Source organism: Methanocaldococcus sp. (assembly GCF_024490875.1).
Taxonomy (GTDB): domain Archaea; phylum AGJL01; class Methanococci; order Methanococcales; family Methanocaldococcaceae; genus Methanocaldococcus.
This window is the reverse complement of record NZ_JACCLX010000016.1, coordinates 55,045-77,290: the sequence shown is the minus strand read 5'-3', so window position 1 is coordinate 77,290 and position 22,246 is coordinate 55,045. Positions and strand designations below refer to the sequence as shown.

At 28.4% G+C, this 22,246-nt stretch carries 21 protein-coding genes; 10 read left to right on the top strand and 11 right to left on the bottom strand.

Annotated elements, in window-relative coordinates:
• The first annotated feature begins 6 nt into the window (after positions 1 to 6).
• Entirely contained in the window at positions 7 to 690 is a 684-nt protein-coding gene (locus tag HZY31_RS03190) for a TrmJ/YjtD family RNA methyltransferase (RefSeq protein WP_297318017.1), read from the top strand.
• Here HZY31_RS03190 and ttuA read toward each other — a convergent pair whose 3' ends face one another.
• Positions 691 to 1,593, bottom strand: coding sequence for a tRNA-5-methyluridine(54) 2-sulfurtransferase (gene ttuA, locus HZY31_RS03185; protein ID WP_297318016.1), 903 nt, complete (start codon positions 1,591 to 1,593; stop codon positions 691 to 693).
• A gap of 181 nt (positions 1,594 to 1,774) precedes the next feature.
• Here ttuA and HZY31_RS03180 point away from each other — a divergent pair, with 181 nt between their 5' ends.
• The 4 genes from HZY31_RS03180 (at position 1,775) to HZY31_RS03165 (ending at position 6,087) form a co-directional block, all read left to right on the top strand.
• On the top strand, positions 1,775 to 3,070 hold the full coding sequence (locus HZY31_RS03180) for a pyridoxal phosphate-dependent aminotransferase (protein ID WP_297318015.1): 1,296 nt from the start codon (positions 1,775 to 1,777) through the stop codon (positions 3,068 to 3,070).
• Between the two features lie 140 nt (positions 3,071 to 3,210).
• Positions 3,211 to 4,482: an ornithine cyclodeaminase, nickel-pincer nucleotide-dependent gene (locus HZY31_RS03175; RefSeq protein WP_297318014.1), complete on the top strand. Its 1,272-nt coding sequence runs from the start codon at positions 3,211 to 3,213 to the stop codon at positions 4,480 to 4,482.
• Positions 4,479 to 5,129 (top strand): SepCysE family protein, encoded by a 651-nt coding sequence (locus tag HZY31_RS03170; RefSeq protein ID WP_297318013.1) that lies wholly within the window; start codon positions 4,479 to 4,481, stop codon positions 5,127 to 5,129. The genes HZY31_RS03175 and HZY31_RS03170 overlap by 4 nt, the downstream gene beginning before the upstream one ends.
• Before the next feature lie 22 nt (positions 5,130 to 5,151).
• Positions 5,152 to 6,087, top strand: coding sequence for a 2-phosphoglycerate kinase (locus tag HZY31_RS03165; RefSeq protein WP_297318012.1), 936 nt, complete (start codon positions 5,152 to 5,154; stop codon positions 6,085 to 6,087).
• Here HZY31_RS03165 and HZY31_RS03160 read toward each other — a convergent pair whose 3' ends face one another.
• Positions 6,088 to 6,477, bottom strand: coding sequence for a toprim domain-containing protein (locus tag HZY31_RS03160; protein WP_214399709.1), 390 nt, complete (start codon positions 6,475 to 6,477; stop codon positions 6,088 to 6,090).
• A 12-nt stretch (positions 6,478 to 6,489) separates the two neighbouring features.
• Positions 6,490 to 8,571, bottom strand: a complete 2,082-nt coding sequence (locus HZY31_RS03155) for a hypothetical protein (protein ID WP_297318011.1) — start codon at positions 8,569 to 8,571, stop codon at positions 6,490 to 6,492.
• Between the two features lie 98 nt (positions 8,572 to 8,669).
• Here HZY31_RS03155 and rqcH point away from each other — a divergent pair, with 98 nt between their 5' ends.
• From rqcH to HZY31_RS03140, 3 genes are all read left to right on the top strand, one after another.
• Positions 8,670 to 10,685 (top strand): ribosome rescue protein RqcH, encoded by a 2,016-nt coding sequence (gene rqcH / locus HZY31_RS03150; RefSeq protein ID WP_297318010.1) that lies wholly within the window; start codon positions 8,670 to 8,672, stop codon positions 10,683 to 10,685.
• Positions 10,686 to 10,753: 68 nt separating this feature from the next.
• Positions 10,754 to 11,410 carry a selenouridine synthase SelU-like subunit gene (locus tag HZY31_RS03145; RefSeq protein ID WP_297318009.1) on the top strand — a complete coding sequence of 219 codons (657 nt, stop codon included), beginning with the start codon at positions 10,754 to 10,756 and terminating at the stop codon, positions 11,408 to 11,410.
• Between the two features lie 8 nt (positions 11,411 to 11,418).
• A complete protein-coding gene (locus tag HZY31_RS03140) occupies positions 11,419 to 12,099 on the top strand; it encodes a selenouridine synthase SelU-like subunit (protein WP_297318008.1) in 681 nt (226 codons plus the stop codon).
• Here the strand turns inward: HZY31_RS03140 and pth2 are convergent.
• A complete protein-coding gene (gene pth2, locus HZY31_RS03135; protein WP_456372216.1) occupies positions 12,096 to 12,443 on the bottom strand; it encodes an aminoacyl-tRNA hydrolase in 348 nt (115 codons plus the stop codon). The genes HZY31_RS03140 and pth2 overlap by 4 nt on opposite strands.
• Positions 12,444 to 12,526: 83 nt before the next feature.
• Between pth2 and HZY31_RS03130 the strand changes: the two genes are divergently transcribed.
• Together HZY31_RS03130 and purL are read left to right on the top strand one after the other, a co-directional pair.
• Positions 12,527 to 12,949, top strand: a complete 423-nt coding sequence (locus HZY31_RS03130) for a nucleoside-diphosphate kinase (RefSeq protein WP_297318007.1) — start codon at positions 12,527 to 12,529, stop codon at positions 12,947 to 12,949.
• Positions 12,930 to 15,173, top strand: a complete 2,244-nt coding sequence (gene purL / locus HZY31_RS03125; RefSeq protein WP_297318087.1) for a phosphoribosylformylglycinamidine synthase subunit PurL — start codon at positions 12,930 to 12,932, stop codon at positions 15,171 to 15,173. Before HZY31_RS03130 ends, purL begins: the two co-directional genes overlap by 20 nt.
• 79 nt (positions 15,174 to 15,252) lie before the next feature.
• Here the strand turns inward: purL and metG are convergent, their stop codons facing one another.
• The 7 genes from metG to rtcA form a co-directional block, all read right to left on the bottom strand.
• Positions 15,253 to 17,208, bottom strand: a complete 1,956-nt coding sequence (gene metG, locus HZY31_RS03120) for a methionine--tRNA ligase (protein WP_297318006.1) — start codon at positions 17,206 to 17,208, stop codon at positions 15,253 to 15,255.
• Between the two features lie 113 nt (positions 17,209 to 17,321).
• Positions 17,322 to 18,557: a translation initiation factor IF-2 subunit gamma gene (locus HZY31_RS03115; RefSeq protein WP_214399608.1), complete on the bottom strand. Its 1,236-nt coding sequence runs from the start codon at positions 18,555 to 18,557 to the stop codon at positions 17,322 to 17,324.
• Between the two features lie 237 nt (positions 18,558 to 18,794).
• Complete coding sequence (locus HZY31_RS03110) at positions 18,795 to 19,187, bottom strand: 30S ribosomal protein S6e (protein ID WP_297318005.1); 393 nt, start codon at positions 19,185 to 19,187, stop codon at positions 18,795 to 18,797.
• Between the two features lie 318 nt (positions 19,188 to 19,505).
• Positions 19,506 to 19,700 (bottom strand): DUF2116 family Zn-ribbon domain-containing protein, encoded by a 195-nt coding sequence (locus HZY31_RS03105; RefSeq protein WP_297318004.1) that lies wholly within the window; start codon positions 19,698 to 19,700, stop codon positions 19,506 to 19,508.
• Positions 19,701 to 19,702: 2 nt separating this feature from the next.
• Positions 19,703 to 20,383 (bottom strand): UMP kinase, encoded by a 681-nt coding sequence (gene pyrH / locus HZY31_RS03100; protein WP_297318003.1) that lies wholly within the window; start codon positions 20,381 to 20,383, stop codon positions 19,703 to 19,705.
• 403 nt (positions 20,384 to 20,786) lie between these two features.
• The gene (locus HZY31_RS03095) at positions 20,787 to 21,206 is read right to left on the bottom strand and encodes an archease (RefSeq protein WP_297318002.1); all 420 of its coding nucleotides are present in this window, start codon (positions 21,204 to 21,206) and stop codon (positions 20,787 to 20,789) included.
• Positions 21,207 to 22,229, bottom strand: a complete 1,023-nt coding sequence (rtcA, locus tag HZY31_RS03090; protein WP_463671215.1) for an RNA 3'-terminal phosphate cyclase — start codon at positions 22,227 to 22,229, stop codon at positions 21,207 to 21,209.
• Between the last annotated feature and the right edge of the window lie 17 nt (positions 22,230 to 22,246).

The window sequence follows — 22,246 nt, the reverse complement described above, 5'->3', positions numbered from 1 at the left end:
TATATAATGATTTCAGTTATTTTAGTAAATCCTAAATACAGTGGAAATGTTGGTAGTATTGCAAGAGTTATGATGAATTTTGATTTTGAGAATCTCAGAATAGTTGGAAATAGAAATATTATAAATGATGAGGCATATATGATGGCTGTTCATGCAAAAGAAATTTTAGATAATGCCAGTTTTTATGAAAGTTTTGACGATGCAATAAAAGATTTAGATTTTGTTATTGCTACATCAGGAGCAAGAGGAGGAGATAGAAATTTAAAGAGAGTTCCTATAACTCCAAAAGAATTATCTGATAAAATTTTAAATATAAAAGGAAATATAGGAATTGTTTTTGGTAGAGAAGATGACGGATTAAGAAATGAAGAAATTGATAAATGTGATTTATTAGTTTCTATTCCTACATCTAAAAAATATCCAATAATGAATTTATCTCACGCTGTTGCAGTTATTTTATATGAAATTTATACAAAAAAAGTTGAAAATAAATTTTTAGACATAAAGATGAGGGAGGCTTCAAAAGAAGATAAGGAATTATTAATTAAAAAGTTTAATGAATTTATAGATAAAAATAAAAAAATTCCCGAGCATAAAAAAGAACTTTGTAAAATTATTTTTAAGAGATTAGTTAATAGAGCTTTTATAAGTGGAAAAGAGGCATGGACATTAATGAGTGCATTTAAATAATTATTTACTGTTACTTTTATTTTTATACAATTTCCACACTCTACAAAAGGAGCAAATTCTCCCAGCAGAAGTCATTCCGCAAATTTCACACTCTCTAAATTCAAAATTCTCATCTTCTTCGCATTTAAAAATATGCTTATTTTTCATATAGCCAGCTAAAAATTGATACTTTATATTAGGTCTTAATTTCTCTAATTCATTGAAGTATTCTCTATGCTTTAAAGTTATAGCCTTTTCTGCAAATCTACATTTAACTGTTGTAAATGGAATATTCTCTGCCTCAGCATACTTTAAAATTAACTCTTCTTCTATCTCAAAAAATATTTTAACTTTTTTTAAAAACTTATCATGACTTGGAAGAACTGGTTCATGCTTTCCTAAATATCTAATGTTCCAATTTAAAATATTATTTAAAATAAATGACACTTCATCATCTAAATTATGCCCTGTAACTATAACATCAAATCCATGTTCATAACCAAATTTATTCATTAAATATCTTTTAGTTATTCCACATATTGAACATTTTTTTCCTCTAATATCTTCCATTGTCTTTCCAGTAATATCTTTTAAATTAATTATATGTAAGGGAACATTTAACTTTTCTGCTAACTCCTCAACGGCCTTTAAAGAACTTTCAGAAAATCCTTTAATTCCTAAATTTATATGAAATAATTCAATGTTATATCCTAACTTTTTTAAAACCCATGCAGCAGCATGTCCATCCTTTCCACCAGAGACAGATACTAAAATTTTCTCATCTTTGTTTAGCATATTATATTTTTTTATGGACTTTTCAACCTTATTTTCAAAATATTCAATAAAATGCTCTTTACATAAGTGAATTTTTGGAGATTTTAATTTTACATAACTTTCCTTATTGCAAAATTTACATTTGGTCATATTTTCACCACAATCATTAAATTCTTAAATCTTTATTTTATTTTAAACAGTTATTTATATTAATTTGACTCTATAAAAAAGGAGTTCTATTTTAAGGATAAAGTTTATATATCAAAACTATAAATTGGAGAATCATCCAATAATTTACAAAAAATAGAGTTCCATTTTATGAGATGAAACTATGAGAAATCCAATAATAGATGTAGGAGCAAAGGAGTTAAGTTATGAAATTAGAGAGATTGTAGATATAGCAAAAAAAATAGAAAAGTTTGGAATAAATATAACTTGGGAAAATATTGGAGATCCAGTAGCAAAGGGAGAAAAAATTCCAGATTGGATTAAAGATATTATAGTGGAGATTGTTAAAAATGATGAATCCTATGCATACTGTCCTACTAAGGGTTTATTAGAAACACGAGAATTTTTAGCAGAGCAGACAAATAAAAAAGGAGGAGTTCAAATTACAGCAGAGGATATTATATTTTTTAATGGATTAGGTGATGCTATAGCAAAGATTTATAGTTTATTGAAGAGGCAGGTTAGAGTTATAAACCCATCTCCATCATATTCAACACATTCCTCAGCTGAAGGTTCACATGCAGGTTCTCCACCAGTAACTTACTTTTTAGACCCTTACAACTATTGGTATCCAGACATTGATGATTTAGAGAAGAGGATTAAGTATAATCCAGCAGTTAGTGGAATTTTGATAATAAATCCTGATAACCCAACAGGAGCAGTATATCCAAAAAAAATTTTAGATAATATAGTTGATTTAGCAAATGAATATGATTTATTTATTATTTGCGATGAAATATACTGTAACTTAGTTTATAATGGAAAAAAACATTATTCATTATGCGAAATTATAGACGATGTTTGTGGAATATCTTTAAAAGGAATATCTAAGGAAATTCCTTGGCCTGGAGCAAGATGTGGATGGATTGAAATTTACAACGCCGACAAAGATGAGGAATTTAAAAGATATGTAGATAGTATTTATAGGTCTAAATTGATAGAAGTATGCTCTACCACATTACCACAAATGGCTATTCCAAAAATTATGGGTCATAAAAATTATAAAAAATACATAAATGAGAGAAATAAATTTTATGAGAAGAGATCAAATACTGCATATAAAAAATTAAAAGACATTAATGGAATTATAGCAAATAAGGCAAATGGAGCATTTTATATGTCCATAGTGTTTGAAGATAAGTATTTAAATGGAAACAACTCGATAAAAATAGAAAATGAAAAATTGAAAGAATTTATAGAATTTTATACAAAGAATGCAAATATTGACAAAAAATTTGTATATTATCTATTAGCATCTACTGGAATCTGTGTAGTTCCTTTAACATCATTCTGCTCACAACTTAATGGATTTAGAGTAACTTTATTAGAAAAGGATGATAATAAATTTAACTGGATATTTGACACTCTATCAGAAAAAATAGAGAAATTTTTATTATAATTTTATTAGTTTATTTTTATATTAATTTTTGTCATATAATAATTTAAATATTTAGATTTAACTATAAAAACAGATGGTTAAAATATTAGTTTGACAATAATTACTTTTTATTAATTTAAAAATAACAAGAGGGATTTATTATGTTTATGAGAGAAATTGAATTAAAGGGACATATTATTGATAGTTTAATTTTACCCAAAGTATTTGATAAAATTTTAGAAATGGGTGGAGATTACAAAGTTTTAGAATTTGAAATTGGTAAGAGAAAAACTGATCCAAGTTACGCAAAAATATTAGTTATTGGTAAGGATGAAAAACATGTAGATGAAATTTTAAGTGAATTAAAAGATTTAGGAGCTGAGATTCCTGAGATTGAGGAAGTAGAATTACAACCTGCTGAAAAGGATATGGTTTTACCAGAGGGTTTTTATTCAACAACTAATCACAAAACCTTTATTAGATTTAGAGGAAAGTGGATAGAGGTAGAGAATCAAAAAATGGATGGAGCTATTGTAGTTTATCCTGACAAAATGAGAGCAGAAGTAAAAACCATTAGAAACATTAAAAAAGGAGATTTGGTTGTTGTAGGTCATAAAGGAGTTAGAGTAATTCCACCAGAAAAGCCAAGAGAATCTGGCGGATTATTTGAATTTATGAAATCAGAGGCTTCCTCAGAAAAACCAAAAGAGACAATAATTAGGAGAATAGCAAAAGAAATGTATGAAATTAGAGAAAAGTATAGAAAGACAGGAAAAGGAGGAATTGTTGTCGTTGGAGGACCAGCAATTATACACACAGGTGCAGGATGGGCTTTAGCTAAATTAATAAGAATGGGTTATGTTCAAGCACTGTTTGCTGGAAATGCCTTAGCAACTCATGATATAGAGAGTGTATTGTATGGAACTTCCTTAGGAGTTGATTTAAAAACTGGAAAGAGTGTTCCAGGAGGCCATAGTCATCATTTAAGGGCTATAAATGTTATAATGAGGGCAGGAAGTATAAAAGATGCTGTTGAGCAGGGTATTTTAAATAGAGGAGTTATGTATGAATGTATAAAAAATAATGTTCCCTATGTATTGGCAGGTAGTATAAGAGATGATGGTCCATTACCAGATGTAATTACAGATGTTGTTAAGGCACAAGAAAAAATGAGAGAACTCTTAAAAGGAAAGGATATGGTTTTAATGCTCTCTACAATGCTACACTCAATTGCTACTGGAAACCTTCTACCATCTTGGGTTAAGACAATTTGTGTAGATATAAATCCAGCAGTAGTTACAAAATTGATGGATAGAGGAACTTCTCAGGCATTAGGAATAGTTACAGATATTGGTGTCTTTTTACCAATGTTAGTTGAAGAGTTGGAGAAATTAGAGAAAGAAAAAGAAGATAAAGATAAGGGGAGACAATGAGAGATAAATACTCAAAAGAATTAATAAGAAAGGGAATATCCACAATATCAAAACTAAAAAAAGAGAAGGTTAATGTTAAAATTGAAAAAAAATCAGATCTAAAAATGTCTTACAAAGATGCAAAACCCGGAAAAATAAATGTTGAAGAGTTTAAAAAGGCAATTTATCAACTATTGGAGGCAGATGATTTTTTATATAAGAAGGCTCCGAAGCATGAATTGAACGAAGATGAAGCTAAAGAGTTTTGTAAATTAATTATAAAATGTCAAGAGCATCTAAATAAAGTTTTATCTAACTTTGGGTTTGAGTTAGAGGAGAAAGAGATTAGTGAAGATGCCTTATATATTGTCTCAAATAAAAAACTATTCAAAAAATTAAAAAATAAAAATCCTAATTTAAAGGTTGTTTGCACTGAGGGAATGTTAGATATAGAAGATATGAGGAAGATAGGGATCTCAGAAAAGGCATTAGAAGGGTTAAAGAAAAAAATTGAAATTACTAAGAAAAATATTGAGAGATTTATTAAAAATTACAATATAAATAAAATTTATGTTATAGTAAATGATGAAAAAGACGAATTATTATATTTAAGGGCTAAAAAACTTTACAATGCTGAAAAAATAGAGGCAGATGAAATTTTAGATTAAATTTGAGTAACTTGGTGGAATAATGGATTTAGAAAATGATATAATTGTTAGAGGAAAATCCTATGAAATGCCATTCTCAAAGGGTATCCTTGCAAGGTCTTTAATGGCGGCAGGTTTAAAACCAAGTATTGCATATAGAATTGCTTGGGACATATATGAAAACCTTAAAAAAGAAAATATTAAAGTTATTGATAAGGCAGAACTTAGAAGAAGAGTTTATTACTATTTAATATCAAAAAATTACGATGAGGTTGCCAAAAAATATTTACTTTGGAGAATGGTTTTAGGTAGAAGACCAATAGTTATTTTAATAGGCGGAGCTAGTGGGGTAGGAACTTCTACAATTGCATTTGAAATAGCATCAAGGTTAGGAATATCGAGTGTAATAGGGACAGATTCAATAAGAGAGGTTATGAGAAAAGTTATTTCAAGAGATTTAATTCCGACACTTTATGAATCAAGTTATACAGCTTGGAAGGTTTTAAAGGATGATGATGAAGATAAAAAAATTAAATATATAAAAGGTTTTGAAAGACATTGTGAAACTGTATTAACCGGAGTAGAGGCTGTTATAAATAGATGTTTACTCGAAGGGCAGAGTGTAATTATTGAAGGGACTCACTTAGTTCCAACACTTTTAAAAGATAAATATTTAGAAAATCCTCATGTTGTTTTTATTATGCTAACTGTATGTGATGAAAAATTACACAAAATGAGATTTTATGCAAGAGGTAAAGTAACAAGTAGACCTACTGAAAGATATTTAAGATATTTTAAAATTATAAGGATAATAAACGAATATATGGTTGAAACTGCAAAAAAGAAAGGAGTACCAGTAATTGAGAATATAAAAATCAGTGAAACAGTTGATAAATGCCTAAACATCATAACTGAAAGATTAAAAAATATGATTGAATTAGAAGGATTGAGTGAAGAGGATATGTTAGAGAGTGTATAATTAAAACAGACTTCTTTTATTTACATAGGAGAATAGACTTTCAATATCTCTAATTCCGCTATTTGTATAGATAAATATTTCTTGCCTAATTTTTGTATTTACCTTAATTCCTCTATATCTAAACTCTTCAATTATGGCTTTAGCTAACATCCTACCTCTTCTATCAAAGTCAGTTAATAAGATAACTTCCTTTATTCCCTTTCTTATAAGTTCATCAGCTATTAAATAAATAGGAGTTTTTGCTATTACAATGAATGTTCCCTCAACTCCCAACTTTTCTAAACTTTCAACATCTCTCTTTCCTTCTACAATTATTGGCTTTTCTTCTGCCTCTATCTTTAACTCTTCTATGACTTCCAATAATCTTTCAAAGTATTCATCCCTTCTCATAACCATCTTTCTTTAAATTTTTATTAATGGCTTTAAAATTTTCCTTTCATCCTCAGTAGTAATGTTTTTTAAGATTTTTGCTATCAGTTTTTTATCTTCATCATCTGATAATGTATATTGAGATGCTAATATATAAATATAATCCCTTAAAAGTTCGGGCATCTTTTCACTAACTTTTAGCATAATATTTAAGCATATATTTCTTTTATCAGTATTTAGTAGATTCTTCAACTTATTAATTGTATGAGGATATTTAAATATAGTATTTGTTATAATGTTCATCATCAATTTATACTCTCTATTGTTACATTTACTTTTTTCAATCTCATTTAAAATTATTGGGATAACAATTTCATTAGGATACTTTTCAAAAAATTCCAAAGCCATTAATCTTAATTTTTTAGAGTCATATAGGATTTCAGCAATTTTTGGAATTATTAAGTTTATTTTTTCATCATTTAGCATATTGTTATCAATAAGTTTTTTTATTGCAGTTATAAATGCCAACTTTGAACTATAACCAACAGCCATATTTATTATCTCTCCAATTTTATCAATTCTATTTAATGAGGAATATATTATAATTTTATTAGCATTTAAAACATCTTTATTTTCTAATTCTACATTTTCAACAACTTTTAATATTTCCTCAGATAATTCATCATTTATTTCATTACTATTGTTGGAAACAATTTCAGTTAAATAAACTATAAGTTCTCCATTATACATAACATCTCTTAAAAGTTCATAGATATTTATTAAATTTAAATTTTTAGAGCCAATATTTGCAATAGTTTTGTAAAATTCATAGCCGAGTTTTTCTGACAACCTTAAACTACTATAATGAATCTCATATTTTAAGCAAATCTCTGCCACGATTTCTTCAATTAAATCCATTGCTACTTTGCATTTTTTTATTTCATTTTCTATCATTAACATATGCCTAAATCCGCCCATATACTTTTCTTCATCCAATGTAAGAATTAAATCTCTCAACCTACTATGCTCATTTATTAAAAATGGCAGGTAATTTCTCCTACTAAACTCTTTTAAAATCCTTAAAGAAGATATTTTTAAACCTAAATCCATTTTTTTAGCATATTTTAATGCCTTAGTTTCAATAAAATTCCTTAAATCTTCATCATCATTTTTGGCTATTTTTTTAAGTTCTTTTATAGATGCTGTTTTTGCCTTTCCATAACCATAATTTAAAAATTTGAAGAGTAATTCAACTTTATTTTTTGTATCGTTCATTAACGATATTAATTTAACTCCAATAAATTGCCTATCCTCATCTTTTCCATATAAAAACTCCCTTAAAAATTCTCTATTGTAAAAACTACTGGGGATCTTTATATTCTCTCTCAAAATTAAATTTAACGCCTTTTTTCCATCTGACTTTAAAAGAGACATTATATCTATTTCGTTATGATTAATTTCTATATTTAACTTATCAAATAGTTGTTTAAATTTATTATAGAGTTTTTTACTGTCATCTCCTAATAATAATATATTTAAATATTTTCTTAAAATATTTCTTTGGTTTTCATCCAATGAATCAACAATATTTAATAAAATATTTAAAGCAAATTCCTTCTCCTTTTTATTTTGGGAATAAAGTTTATTACATAATATTTTTAAAATCTCCTCTGAATTGTAATTTTTTAGTAAAACTTTAAAACTTTCTTCAACACTGTCAGTTTTTGTATATTTTAAAATAGATTTTAAAAACATGACCTGTTCAATATTTTCAATAAATAGATATATTATTCTGTCACTTAGTTTTTTCTTAGATATTTCTAATAATGCCTCCTCTAAGGTTTCTTTATTACTGTATTTTTTTAAAATCTCCTCTGAAATTTTCGCTATCATTCTTTTATCGTTTAATCCTCTAAGAATATAATATAAGTATCTTTCAATTATTTCATTATTTAGTCGTTTTAAAATTAATAACCCTCTTCTAATGTCATCTTTGTTATTAATAATAAAAATTTCATCTAAATATGTTAAATAATATTTATCTTTATATATAAGATTCGCTAATTTATTATACTTTCCTCTTTTTAAATTCTTTAAAAATTCTTCTCTGTCCATAGTATCACTAAAATTTTAATGTTAATATTATAAATTATAAGTTAAGAGTTATAAAAACTAATTGTATCCTAATTAACTATTTTAATTTTGGTGGTATTATGAAAACTGAAATAACTAATGTAGATGTATGTTGTATTGTAAATGAATTACAAAATTTAGTTAATGGTAGATTAGATAAAGCATTTTTAATTGAGAACGAGCAAAATAGAGAGTTAATATTAAAGATACACGCTCCCGAGGGGGGTAGTAGAGAAGTAGTAATAAGCGTTGGTAAATATAAATATATTACTTTAACTAACTATGAGAGAGAGAAACCAAAACTACCACCATCTTTTGCAATGCTGTTAAGAAAATATCTAAAAAATGCCAAATTAATTAAAATTGAGCAGGTAAATTTTGATAGAATTGTAATATTCCACTTTGAAGTTAAAGGAGAAGTTTATAAGTTAATTGCAGAGTTATTTGGAGAAGGGAATATTATTTTACTAAATAGTGAAGATGTTATTATATTGCCTTTAAGAATTGAGAGATGGAGCACGAGAAATATAGTTCCTAAGGAAAAATATAAATTTCCTCCACAAAAACCTTTAAATCCTTACAATTTAGATTTTTCTATTGCCTATGAAGTGTTTAAAGATTACTTTTTAGAGAATAAAGGTGTTGAATGTGTTAGATTAATATCAAGAGTTTTTGGACTTGGAGGATTATATGCAGAGGAAATTTGTGAAAGGGTAGGAATTGATAAGAAAAAGAAAAATTTAAGTGAAGAAGAGATTAAAAAACTCTTTGAAACATCTAAAAATTTATTTAATGAAATTTTTAATAATAAAAAGCCACAAATTGTTTTAAAGGATGGAGAGTATTTTGATGTAGTGCCAATTGATTTAAAAAAGTATCAAAATTTAGAGAAAAAATACTATAATAGTTTTTTAGAGGCAGTTGATAACTACTTTGCTAAATTTTTATTTAGTGTTGAAATTAAAAAAGAAAAATCAAAAATTGAGAGAGAAATTGAAAGACAGGAGAATATATTAAAGAGACAGTTAGAAACTTTAAATAAATATAAAGAAGAATCTGAAAAGAATCAAATTAAGGGAGATTTAATATATGCAAATTATCAAATTGTTGAAGAGTTATTAAATACTATAAAAATGGCAAGAGAAAAAATGGATTGGACAAAGATTAAAAAAATAATTAAGGAAAATAAAGATCATCCAATATTAGGTTTAATCGAAAATATAAATGAAAACTCTGGGGAGATAATTCTTAGATTAAAGTCAGAGGTTGATGATAAAGTTATAGAGGAGAGAGTTTCTTTGGATATAAGAAAGAATGCATTTGAAAATGCTGAGAGATATTATGAAAAATCTAAAAAACTTAGAAGTAAGATAGAGGGAATAGAGAAGGCAATTGAACTAACTAAGAAGAAGATAGAAGAACTTAAAAAGAAGAGTGATAAAGAACTAAAAGAAAAAGAAAGTTTAAAGATGAAGAAAAAAGTAAGAAAAGAAAGAAAATGGTATGAGAAGTTTAAATGGACAGTAATTAATGGATTTTTAGTAATTGCTGGAAAGGATGCTATAACAAATGAAATAATAATCAAAAAATATACAGATAAGGATGACATAGTATTCCACGCTGACATACAGGGGGCTCCATTCACTGTAATAAAAACAAACGGTAGAAAGGTTGATGAAGAGACATTAGAGGAGGTTGCTAAATTTTCAGTTTCTCATTCAAGGGCTTGGAAATTAGGATATGGTGCTATGGATACATATTGGGTTAAGCCAGAGCAAATATCAAAAACAACTGAAAGTGGAGAGTATCTAAAAAGAGGGGCATTTGTTATTAGAGGTAAAAAAAATTATTTCAGGAATACTCCATTAGAATTAGGGATTGGAATTATTGAGTATGATAATGATTTAAAAATAACTACTGCTCCACCAAAAACATTGCAAAAAAGTTTTATTAAGTGGGTTTTATTAAAACCAGGAAATAAAGAGAAAGGAAAATTAGTTAAAGAACTTAAAGAGATATTTAAAGATTATGATATAGATGATGAAGACATTTTAAGAGTTTTACCTCCAGGAGGTTGCGAGATAGTTAAAAAATAAATATTAAAATCAATTTTTGTTATTTTTCTAAATTTTATCATATGTTGAATATATTTTTTGGTGAAATTATGATTATCTTTGGATTGTTTGGAAAAACTGGCTGTGGAAAAACAGAAATTTTACAAGAATTGAAAAAATATCATCCAGTAATAGATATTGAAGAAATTGCAAAAACAAGAGGTAGTATTTTGGGAGATTTATATCATTTAAAAATGAGAAGTCAGGAGGAATTTGATGAATTGATAAATAGAGAGATAGAGAGGGTTAAAAAATTTGGTTACTGTGTAGTAGAATACGAAGGTAGAAAGATAGGGGGAGAGAGAAAATTAAAGATTCCAGAGTTATTGGCAGATATTAATAATTACACTTACAAAATATTAATTGACTGCCCTTATGATTGCCAAATAAAAAGATTGGTGTCAATTTACAAACCAAAAAATGATGTAGAAAAAAAAATTTTAATAAACAAGTTTTTAATATTAAAGGATAGTTTTAAAAAGCCCGAAATGATTCAAAATATTGAAAAAATAATAGAACTTATAAAAAAAGATGAATATTTTGAAGCGGCAAAATTGATTGAGGAAAAGTTATATAGGGAGCATTATTTAAGAAATGTAAAAAAAATAAAGCCAGACTTAATTGTATATAATGAAGATGTAAAAAAATCAGCTAAGATTATAGATGAATTTATAAGAGAAAAACTAAAAGAACATAATATAATATAAGTGAAAATATGGACGAGGAGATTTTAGCGAGGTTAATAACTTTTACAGATGATGTTGTTTTATGTATAGTTTTGAATGACGGTAGAAAGATGATAACAAATGGTAAAAAAATACTGGCAGGGAAAATTGAAGGAGAATTGGCTTCATTTATATTAAAGGAATCTAAGGAGTTTTTAAAAGATAAAAAAGTAGGAGTAAAAAAATTTAAAGATTATAATATTTATTTTGAAAGGATAGACATAAATAAGTTTTTAAAAACTATTGGAAGTGAATTTGTTAAAAATGCAATAACCGTTAATGAACTTCTAAAATTAATTGAAAATAATGAAAATATAATTATAGTTGATGTTAGAAGTCCAAGAGAATATAAAAATGAGACGATTCCAGGAGCAATAAACATTCCTCTATTTTTAGATGAAGAACATGCCTTAATAGGGAAAGTTTATAAAGAGGAAGGAAAAGATAAGGCAATAGATTTAGGCATTGAAATCTTTAAAAAAAGATTGATTAGAATTTTAAATGAGGCTAAGAAACTTGATAAAAATAAATTAATTGTTGTTTTTTGTGCAAGAGGGGGAATGAGAAGTCAAATAATGGCTTTAATTTTGCAACTATTAGGATTTAATGTAAAAAGATTAATAGGAGGATTTAAAGCATATAAACACGCAAAAGATAAAATTAAAAATTAAAGAAGTTTTAAATGTCCTGTAATTTTATCAATTTTTTCATCTTTATCCGGCCCTATAGCAACTGCTGTTAAAGTTCCCGGCTTTAACTGTGTATGCCCTGCATCTCTAATTATTGAGCAAGGTAAATTTTCACTTTTCGCTTTATTGTAAATCTCTATAAGTTCTTTCTCTGAATTTACTTTTACCACAACCTTTTTCTGCCCTTCTCTTAACCATTCTTCAACAGCCTTTGGATTCTTTCTCTGTGCATCTAAAAAAGCCTCTATTATTGCATGCCCTCCTTGTGCTACCATTTTACCCTTTCCCATTCCTAAGTCAGTTCTTATAACTACAACCATTTTCATAATCTCACAATTTGTTATCTTTGATATAATATTTATTAAAGCAAAGATTAAATATTAACTATATAAATTATAGTGTGATCACTATGAAAGAAAGAACATTTGTAGCTATAAAGCCAGACGCTGTAAAGAGAAAATTAATAGGAAAAATTATAGAGAGGTTTGAAAACAAAGGTTTTGAAATTGTTGCTATGAAAATGATTAAGTTAAATAAAGAGTTGGCTGAAAAATATTACGAAGAGCATAAAGGAAAAGAATTTTATGAAAGATTAATAAATTTTATGACATCTGGAAGAATTGTAGTAATGGTTATAGAAGGAGAAAATGCTATATCAGTTGTTAGAAAGATGATAGGAAAAACTAATCCATCTGAGGCAGAGCCAGGAACTATAAGAGGAGATTTTGCATTATCTACTCCTGATAATGTAATTCATGCTTCAGATTCTAAAAAAAGTGCCGAAAGAGAAATAAAACTATTCTTTAAAGATGATGAAATTTTTAGTGAATAAAATACAAAATAAAGGTGCAACTATGGACGAGAACGATTTAAAATATATAGAGAAAGTTTTAGGGAGAAAACCTAACAACATAGAGTTGGCAATGTTTGAAAACCTTTGGAGTGAGCATTGTGCATATAGAACTTCAAAAAAACTATTGAGGATGTTTGCTAAGACAATCAATGAAAAAACTAAAAAAAACATTGTTGTAGGAATTGGAGATGATGCCGCAGTAATTAGATTAAAGGATGATATATGCTTGGCAATAGCTATGGAAAGCCATAATCACCCTTCATATATAGATCCTTACAATGGGGCTGCTACCGGAGTGGGTGGAATAGTTAGAGATGTTTTGTCAATGGGTGCTAAGCCAATTGCATTAATGGATCCTTTAAGATTTGGAGATGTTAATGGAAAAGAAAAAGATAAAGTTAGATGGCTAATTGATGGAGTTGTTAGAGGAATAGGAGATTATGGAAACAGAATCGGTGTTCCAACTGTTGGTGGAGAGTGTGAATTCGACAGTTCCTTTGATTACAACAACTTAGTGAATGTCGTATGTGTAGGTTTAGTTAAAGAAAATGAAATCATTACAGGAAAAGCCAAAGAACCAGGTTTGTCTTTAATATTAGTTGGATCTACAGGTAGGGACGGAATAGGAGGGGCTTCATTCGCGTCAAAAGATTTAACTGAAGAGAGTGAGGAAGAAAGACCTTGTGTTCAGGTTGGAGATGCTTTCGCTGAAAAATGTTTAATTGATGCTGTCTTAGAGGCCGTGAAAACAGGAAAAGTTAAGGCAATGAAAGATTTGGGTGCGGCAGGACTTTCAGGAGCGTCATCTGAAATGTGCTATGGTGGAGGAGTTGGTTGCGAACTTTACTTAGAAAATGTTATATTGAGAGAGCCTCTATCTCCTTACGAAATTATGGTTTCTGAAAGTCAGGAGAGAATGTTATTGGCTGTTGAACCAGGAAGTGAAGAAGAAATAATTAAAATCTTTAAAAAATTTGAATTACCTGCATCAGTTATTGGAAAAACTATTCCTGAAAAGAGAATTATAGCAAAATATAATGGAGAGATGGTAGTTGATTTGCCATTGGATTTATTATGTGAAGCTCCACTATATGATAGAGAGGGAAGAGAAGATATTAAAGAAAAAGAAGATGATAAAGAAAAAATAAAAATGCCTGAGGATTTAAATGAAGTATTGTTAAAATTGCTCGAAAGTCCTAATATCTGTTCAAAAGAGTGGATATATCAGCAGTATGACTACGATGTTCAAATTAGAACAGTTATAAAGCCAGGAAAAGATGCGGCTGTGCTAAGGATAAACGAAGTATATCCAATGGGTATAGCATTAACTACCGACTGTAATTCAAGATACTGTAAGTTAAATCCTTATGTTGGTTCAATAAATGCAGTTGCTGAAGCAGTTAGAAATTTAGCAACAGTTGGATCTGAACCAATAGCAATGCTCGATAATTTAAACTTTGGAAATCCTGAAAAACCAGAGAGATTCTGGCAACTTTCAGAATGTATTAGGGGTTTATCAGATGCGGCAGAATTCTTTGAAATTCCAGTTGTTGGAGGAAATGTAAGTTTATACAATGAAACCATTATTAATGGAAATGAACATCCAATAAATCCAACTCCTGCAATATTTGTTTTAGGTAAAATAGAAAATGTTGAAAAAGTTCCTTCTGTATTTAACAAGATTAAAGAAGGAGACCTTTTAATTATAACTAATGAAACTAAAGATGAAATGGGAGGTAGTGAGTACTACAAAGTTATACATAATACTGAAAATGGAAAAGTTCCAAGAGTTGATTTAGAGATGGAAAAGAATATATATTCTGAAGTAAGGGAAGTTATAAAGGAAGGTTTAGTCAATGAGGCAGTAGATTGTTCAAGAGGAGGATTGGCTGTAGCATTAGCAAAGATGGTAATAATAAACAATGTTGGCTTAAATGTAGATTTAACTGAATACAATAAAAATAATTTAAGAGAAGATATATTACTGTTTTCTGAAACATCTGGGAGAATTATATTATCTGTTAGTGAGGAAAACAAAGATAAAGTTTTAAATAAATTAGGCAATGCTTATGTAATTGGAAAAGTTGAAAAAAACAATAAATTAAAAATAACTATTAACAAAAAAGAGGTTATCAATTTAGATGTAAGCGAACTTAAAAAGAGATATTATGAAGCATTTCCAAAGATGATGGGAACTTATTAAAATAATAAAGTCAATTTTTAATTTTTTATTTTAACAAAAAGTAAAAAAGTAAAGGAGTTTTAAAGTAATTTTATTATTTTTATCTTACTTTACTCCCTGCTTTTATATCTTTATCAACTGTTAATAGACAAACTTTTCCTTCATCATCTTCAGCCGCTAATATCATACCTTCAGATACAACTCCACACAACTTGGCAGGTTTTAAATTACATACAATAATCACTTTTTTACCAACTAACTCCTCTGGTTTATAGTAATTTTTAATTCCTGAAACTATTTGTCTCTTTTCATTTCCTAAATCAACAACTAATTTTAAAAGTTTTTTTGATTTAGGTATATCTTCAGCCTCAACAACTTCTCCTACTCTTAAATCAATTTTTTCTAAGTAATTTATATCTATTTGTTCCATTTTTTCTTTCTCATTTTCTTCTTTTTCTTTATTTTTATAGAGATTTTTCTTCATCTCTTCTATCTTTTTATCATCTATCTTTTTAAATATAATCTTTGGTTTTTTTAACTCATTTCCTTTTAAATTTAAATCAAGTTCTTCATTCATTAAATCCAACAAAGCAAGAGACTTTTTAGGCATATATGGATACAATAAATATGCTAAGGTTTTAACCACTTTACAGCAAGTATATAATATTTCTTCCAATCTTTTTTCGTTCTTTACAGCCCATGGTTCCATCTTTTGGAAGTAAGTATTCCCCTCAATAGCAAGATGCAATATATTAACTAAGGCATCTCTAAATTTGAAACTCCTTATATTTTTATCAACTAAATTAATAGTTTCTTCACATTTTTGTAATAACTTTTTATCATCCTCTTTTAATCTCTTTTCATCTACTATTGGAACCTTTTTAAACTTTCTATGCGTAAATGTTAAAACTCTATGTGTAAAGTTCCCAATTATATTTATAAGTTCATTGTTAATCTTATTTTTGAAATCATCAAATGAGAAATCACAATCTTTAAATAAAGGGGCAGACATTATTAAATAGTATCTCAAATAGTCTGCATCAAAATATTTAACGAAATCTTTAATCCAAATAACCCACTTTTTACTAGTGCTCATCTTTTTTCCTTCTAAGGTTAGATAACCTCCACTAATTACAGATGTTGGTAGATTATACTCTCCATGAGCTATTAACATACCTGGCCAAAATACTGCATGATGAACAGTGATATCTTTTCCAATAAAGTGATAAATCTTTGTATCTTTTTCCAACCAATATTTTTTCCAAACATCCCCTAACATCTTTGTAAATGAGATATAACCAATAGGTGCCTCTAACCAAACATACATTACTTGATTTGTTCCTGGAATTGGCACTCCCCAATTTAGATCCCTTGACACATCCCAATCGTGCAACTCTTTAATCCAATTTAACGCCATATTTTTAACGTGTTCAGGCATTTCTTCAGAATTTTTAATATATTCCTCTAACTCTTTTTTTAAAGCACTTAATTTAAAGAAATAATGTTTTGTCTTTTTAATAACTGGTTTTCCTTTACATATAACACAGTATGGATCTTTTAACTCATAAGGCTCCAAATGTCTCCCACAAACTTCACAATGGTCTCCTCTTGCCTCCCCTCCACAGTATGGACAGATTCCTTCAACATATCTATCTGGCAGAAATTTTTTACAATTTTCACAGTAAAATTGCTCTATCTCTTTCTCATAAATATACCCATTCTCTTTTAACTTTAAAAAAAACTCTTGAGATGTTTTTATATGTATCTCACTGTGTGTTTTCCCAAAAGCATCAAACTCAATTCCCAAAGAATCTAAATCCTCTTTAATTTCTTTATGATATTTTTCAACAATCTTTTCAGGTGTTGTCCCTTCTCTTTCAGCAGTTAATACAATAGGAACTCCGTGATTGTCTGTCCCTCCTATATGTATAACATCCTCTCCTTTTAATTTTAAGTATTTATACATAATATCCGCTGGAATATAAGTACTTCTTGCATGACCTAAGTGTAAAGGCCCATTCGTATATGCCAAGGCAGTTGTTATTAGATATCTCATATTAAATCCCTCCAATAGAGTTTTTTAATTAAAATTCAAACAATTAAAAAGTTAAAAAGTCAATTTTAATAAATGAATTTTATGATCTGAAAATAACAAAAGTAAAATTTAAATTATCCTTCAATAGTTCCATATCCTATTAATCTCCATCTTGATCCTACTCTTCTACTTATAGCCACTCTATCCCCAATATCTGCACATATTGGTATTTTTAATTTTATATCTGCTATATCTCCTCTTGCTGATGTTATAACCCCTGCAGTTGTAGCAGTTCCAATATTCAGCATTAAAACCTCTCCTGTTCTTAATGGCTCAATTTTTAACTCTTCCTTAGTACCAACGACTCTCTCTAATAAATTAGCCTTTATAGTAATTTTTTCCCTTATTGGAGGGAGTGTTCCTGGCAAGCCAACAACACTTCCAGTTAATGCGTCTGACTTTGTTAAGTATGGATCTAATGTTGTCCCAACCCCAATTAAACCTCCCGGATGTGCTTTTTTAAGTATTGTATTTCCAGCAGCTAATGAGACAATTTTAGTAGTTAATGGTTTCCAAAATGTTTTATTTCCTTCAGTTACCTTAATCCCTGGTCTAATTTCAATTTCATCTCCTACTTTGAAAGTACCCTGTATTATTGCTCCTCCCAATACTCCTCCTTTTAAATCTTTAATTTCAGTTCCTGGCTTATTTATATCGAAACTTCTTGCAACATACATTCTTGGTGTAGCGTTAGGATCTCTTTCAGGCGTAGGAATAAAATCTTGTATTGCCTTTAATAAAACATCAATATTTGCTTCATGATGAGCAGAGATTGGGATTATTGGAGCATTTTCAGCAATAGTTCCCTTAACAAATTCCTTTATCTGTCTATAATTTTCTTCTGCCTGTTTTTCATCAACTAAGTCAATTTTATTTTGAACGATAATAATTTTATCAATTCCTAAGATTTCCAAAGCCATTAAATGCTCTTTTGTTTGAGGTTGTGGACATGGTTCATTGGCGGCTATAACCAAAATTGCCCCATCCATTAGTGAGGCTCCTGATAACATCGTAGCCATTAATGTTTCATGCCCAGGAGAATCTACAAATGAAACTCTCCTTAAAAATTCAGTTTCAGCTAAACAGTTTGGACATCTTGGTTTAGTTGTGTAAGTTCCACATTGAGGGCATTTTCTTATTTCACAATCTGCATATCCCAATCTAATTGATATCCCTCTTCTTAACTCTTCACTATGCCTGTCTGTCCAGATTCCAGTTAATGCTTTTGTTAAACTTGTTTTTCCGTGATCAACATGACCAACCATTCCAATATTAACTTCTGCCTGTTTAGATTGTTTTTTCTTTGCCATAATTATCCCCCATGTTAATTAAATTAATTTATTGAAATAATCTTAACAACTAATAAAGATTAATAATGTGTAAATATTAAGTTTTATTTATGACATTAACGATATTTTAAAACATTATAGTGTTTCCACATTATTTATATTTAATGTTGTAAAAAATAGTATTAAAGAATAAAAATGAATTTACTGAGATTCATTTAAAAACTAACTATGAAAAATAAATTATACTAATTTTAACATTTATTCACTTTGCTCCCCACCTTCTAATCCTAACAACTCAGGAATTGATTTTTCACCATATTCAACAACTTTACAATTGATTTGGACAATATCTGGGGCTATTGTATTTCCTCTTACTGTTTTTCTTCTTCTTTCTCCTTTTCTTTTTGGTCTAAATCCTGGTGGAGCACTTAATAAGACTCTAACTTTTCTACTTCCGTGGATATCAGGTCTCATTGGAAATCCACTTGAATCAGAACCTCCAGTTATTTCTAATTTGTATCCTTCTAATCCTAATATACTACCGTCAAATGTTTCTCCTATTCTTTTTCCAACTAATGGAGTGTTATCTGCCTCTATTTGGTAGCATCTCCCAGTTTTTGGATCTGCAACAACAAACTTTGCTGTAGGCATAGTAATTACCTCCTTTATGTTGTTTTATTTAATTTTTTAATTTTTTATTATTTGTTGTAATATATTAACTTATTTAGTTATTCAGTTTTTTAAATTTAATTTTAATTTATCTTTTTAATTCTATAATAAAACAGTTTAAATTTTTAATTTTAATTAGTTATCCCCCTATGCCTCACCAGTTTCATCATTTATCTATCCCCTTGGGGTTAAAGGGATAGAATATCCACTGGATCATCGACAAGTCCCAACTCCTATATAGAGGAGTCAGGACAATAGACATAACTAAATTGAAACCATTGTTTTAAATAATTTTTGGTTTTAGATTTTAAATTCTATTGAAATTATGTAATATAAAATTATAAGTAGGGCTACTGCTAAAAACATATATTGAGTTCTTAACATTCTTTTTCTTCTTTGCATATACTCCATTCTACATTTTTCTGAACAAAAAACCTGATCTGGAGGTATTGAGATACCACAATTTAAACAATGCCTATGTTTAGGAATTTTCATATCTATCCCTCAATTATTGTTCCATTTACTATTCCTTTACTAACATTTAAAAGTTCTTCAGGAGTTCCTTTAACAACTATTACTTTTAATTTAGATCTTTCAATAATTTTAGCCGCTAATAGATCAATAACTGATGATGATCCTGCCTCTAATGAAAATGATAAGGCTAAATCAACGAGTTGTTTTGCAGAAATTTTATCAAATTTTTTTGCATCTTTATATTTATTAGGATCTTTATTATAGACACCATCTACATTTGTTCCTATAACTAATAGATCAGCGTTTATAAACTCTGCCAATGAGGCAGAAACAGCATCAGTAGTATGACCCGGATGAGTTCCACCCATAACTGGAATCTTTCCTAAATTTAAAATTAATTCTGCCTCTTCAAAAGATGTTGGAACTTTTTTTATACTATAGTCTCCTAATGCTGAAATTAAAATCATTGCGTTCATTCTCGTAGCCATTATTCCAATTTCATCGCAAAAACTATTATTAGCTTTAAGTTCTCTTGCTATACTTATATATTCTCTTGCTGTCTTTCCTCCTCCAACAACTATCGCTATTTCATGCCCTTCATCTTTTATCTTTTTAAAAACATCTGCATATTCTTTAATCTTTTTAGCATTCGCTCCTTCCTTTGGCATTATAACTGAACCACCCAAATCAAAAACAATTCTCATTTTATCACCAAAAGTATATAATGAGTATTTTTGCTAATAAAAACAAAACATACTTGGTATATAAAATTAATCTTACCAAACTTTTTATTTCTACCTTCTACTAATTATTTTACAATATATTTAAATATTTAAATTAATATCCACAAAAAATAAAAAGGTGGAACATAATTATAATATTACTGTAAGGTTTTAGCATATGTTATTCTCTGCTCCTGCCTTCTTCAATATTCTTTCAAATGGTGCTACTGGTAACTCTCCCATTAATCTTTTTAATTTTGTCACAATCTAATTTATTTGTTTTATAATATAAATTATAAAACATTAACTCTATATGTATCCGGCAGATGATGACGTTTATCCCCGTCTGAGTGATGATGAGTAGCAAGCCGACTGATGCCTCTTTTTATAAATCAACTATATATTTTATTATCCACATATCTTCTTCTTTTTTAACTTCCATTTTATGGTAAGTTACTGCTTTTACTTCTTCTTTTATGTTATGTTTTTCTTTGTTTATTTTTTCTCCATATGCTATGCATTTTAATTTATATCCATTATTATCTTTCTCAATTTTTATGTTAAAGTCACTAAAAACTAAATTTTCTACATCACTATAAAAAATCAACTCATTTAGGAAATTATATAAAAGTTCTTCTAAATTTTCTCCTGACACTTCAAATTCTATTTTTTCTTTTTTATCAACTTTGTCTATATCTACCATTATGTGAAAAAGTCCCTTAGCCGCTTCTTTAAAGGCATCTTCTAAACTTTTCCCCTTAGCAATAACACCCATATCTGCAGTAGTTTCAAAATATTCAAACATCTAAATCACCTCAATAGTATAACCACTACAACTATTTTCCTTATATTCCTTAATTTCAAAATCTACATCTAAAAAGTGCTTAACCACCCAAATGTTAGTTTTTGTATGATTTGTAATTTCTGAAACTCCAACTATTCCTTTACCAAATCCTAAAAATGGAATAACTTGATCTCCCATATATTTATCTAAAGCCATTCCCGTATTTCTTGCTGCCAATAACTCTCTTACAGCCCTTTCGGCAACAATTTCTGCCCTCAATCCTTTTTCACCCAAACAACTACTTCCAATAGTGTCGTTCCATAATACAATTCCTGCCCCAGTGGATAAACCTCTTGAAGTTTCTATTTTTATATTTGGAGTTAGTTTTTCTTTATTTAATAATTCTACTGCCTTTTTTCTCATTCTTCTCGCTATATTTACATCTAAATTTTGCACATAACTAATTCCCTCAACTAAATCAGATTTAGAATGCTCTATTAAGTTAAATTTTTTAATTTTTGATGGCTTAACTGTAAAAATAACTTCTCCTCCACCTTCTGGATAAAATCCTCTTTTTAATACTTTCAATTCAGTCAATATTCCAAAATCTTTGAGAATTTTTAGAGTTATATTTTTAACGTAGTCTATTGGTGGAGATTTCTTAACATCAGTTCCTCCTTTAATTTTCACTGTAAATTTTTTATCAATCCCTAAGGATAAAGGTAATAATGTCTGTATAACTAAGGATATACTACCAGCAGTTCCTATATTTATCTCAAAATCTTTTGGAGCTAATTTTGAAGGAATAAAAATTAACTCTTCAGAACCAACATACAGCCCATAAACTTCTGCATTGCAAAGTTTTTTTACTGCCTTAACAGATGCAACATGTTGATGAGATAAACCTTTATTTTTTCTTTTTTTTCTAATGTTTATTATTTTTACTGGTTTTTGCGTTAATGCAGATAAACTTACAGAGGTCCTAACAATCTGTCCTCCACCTTCTAAATAACTACCATCAATAACAATTAAATCCTCACTCAAAGCATCACCTTAATAAT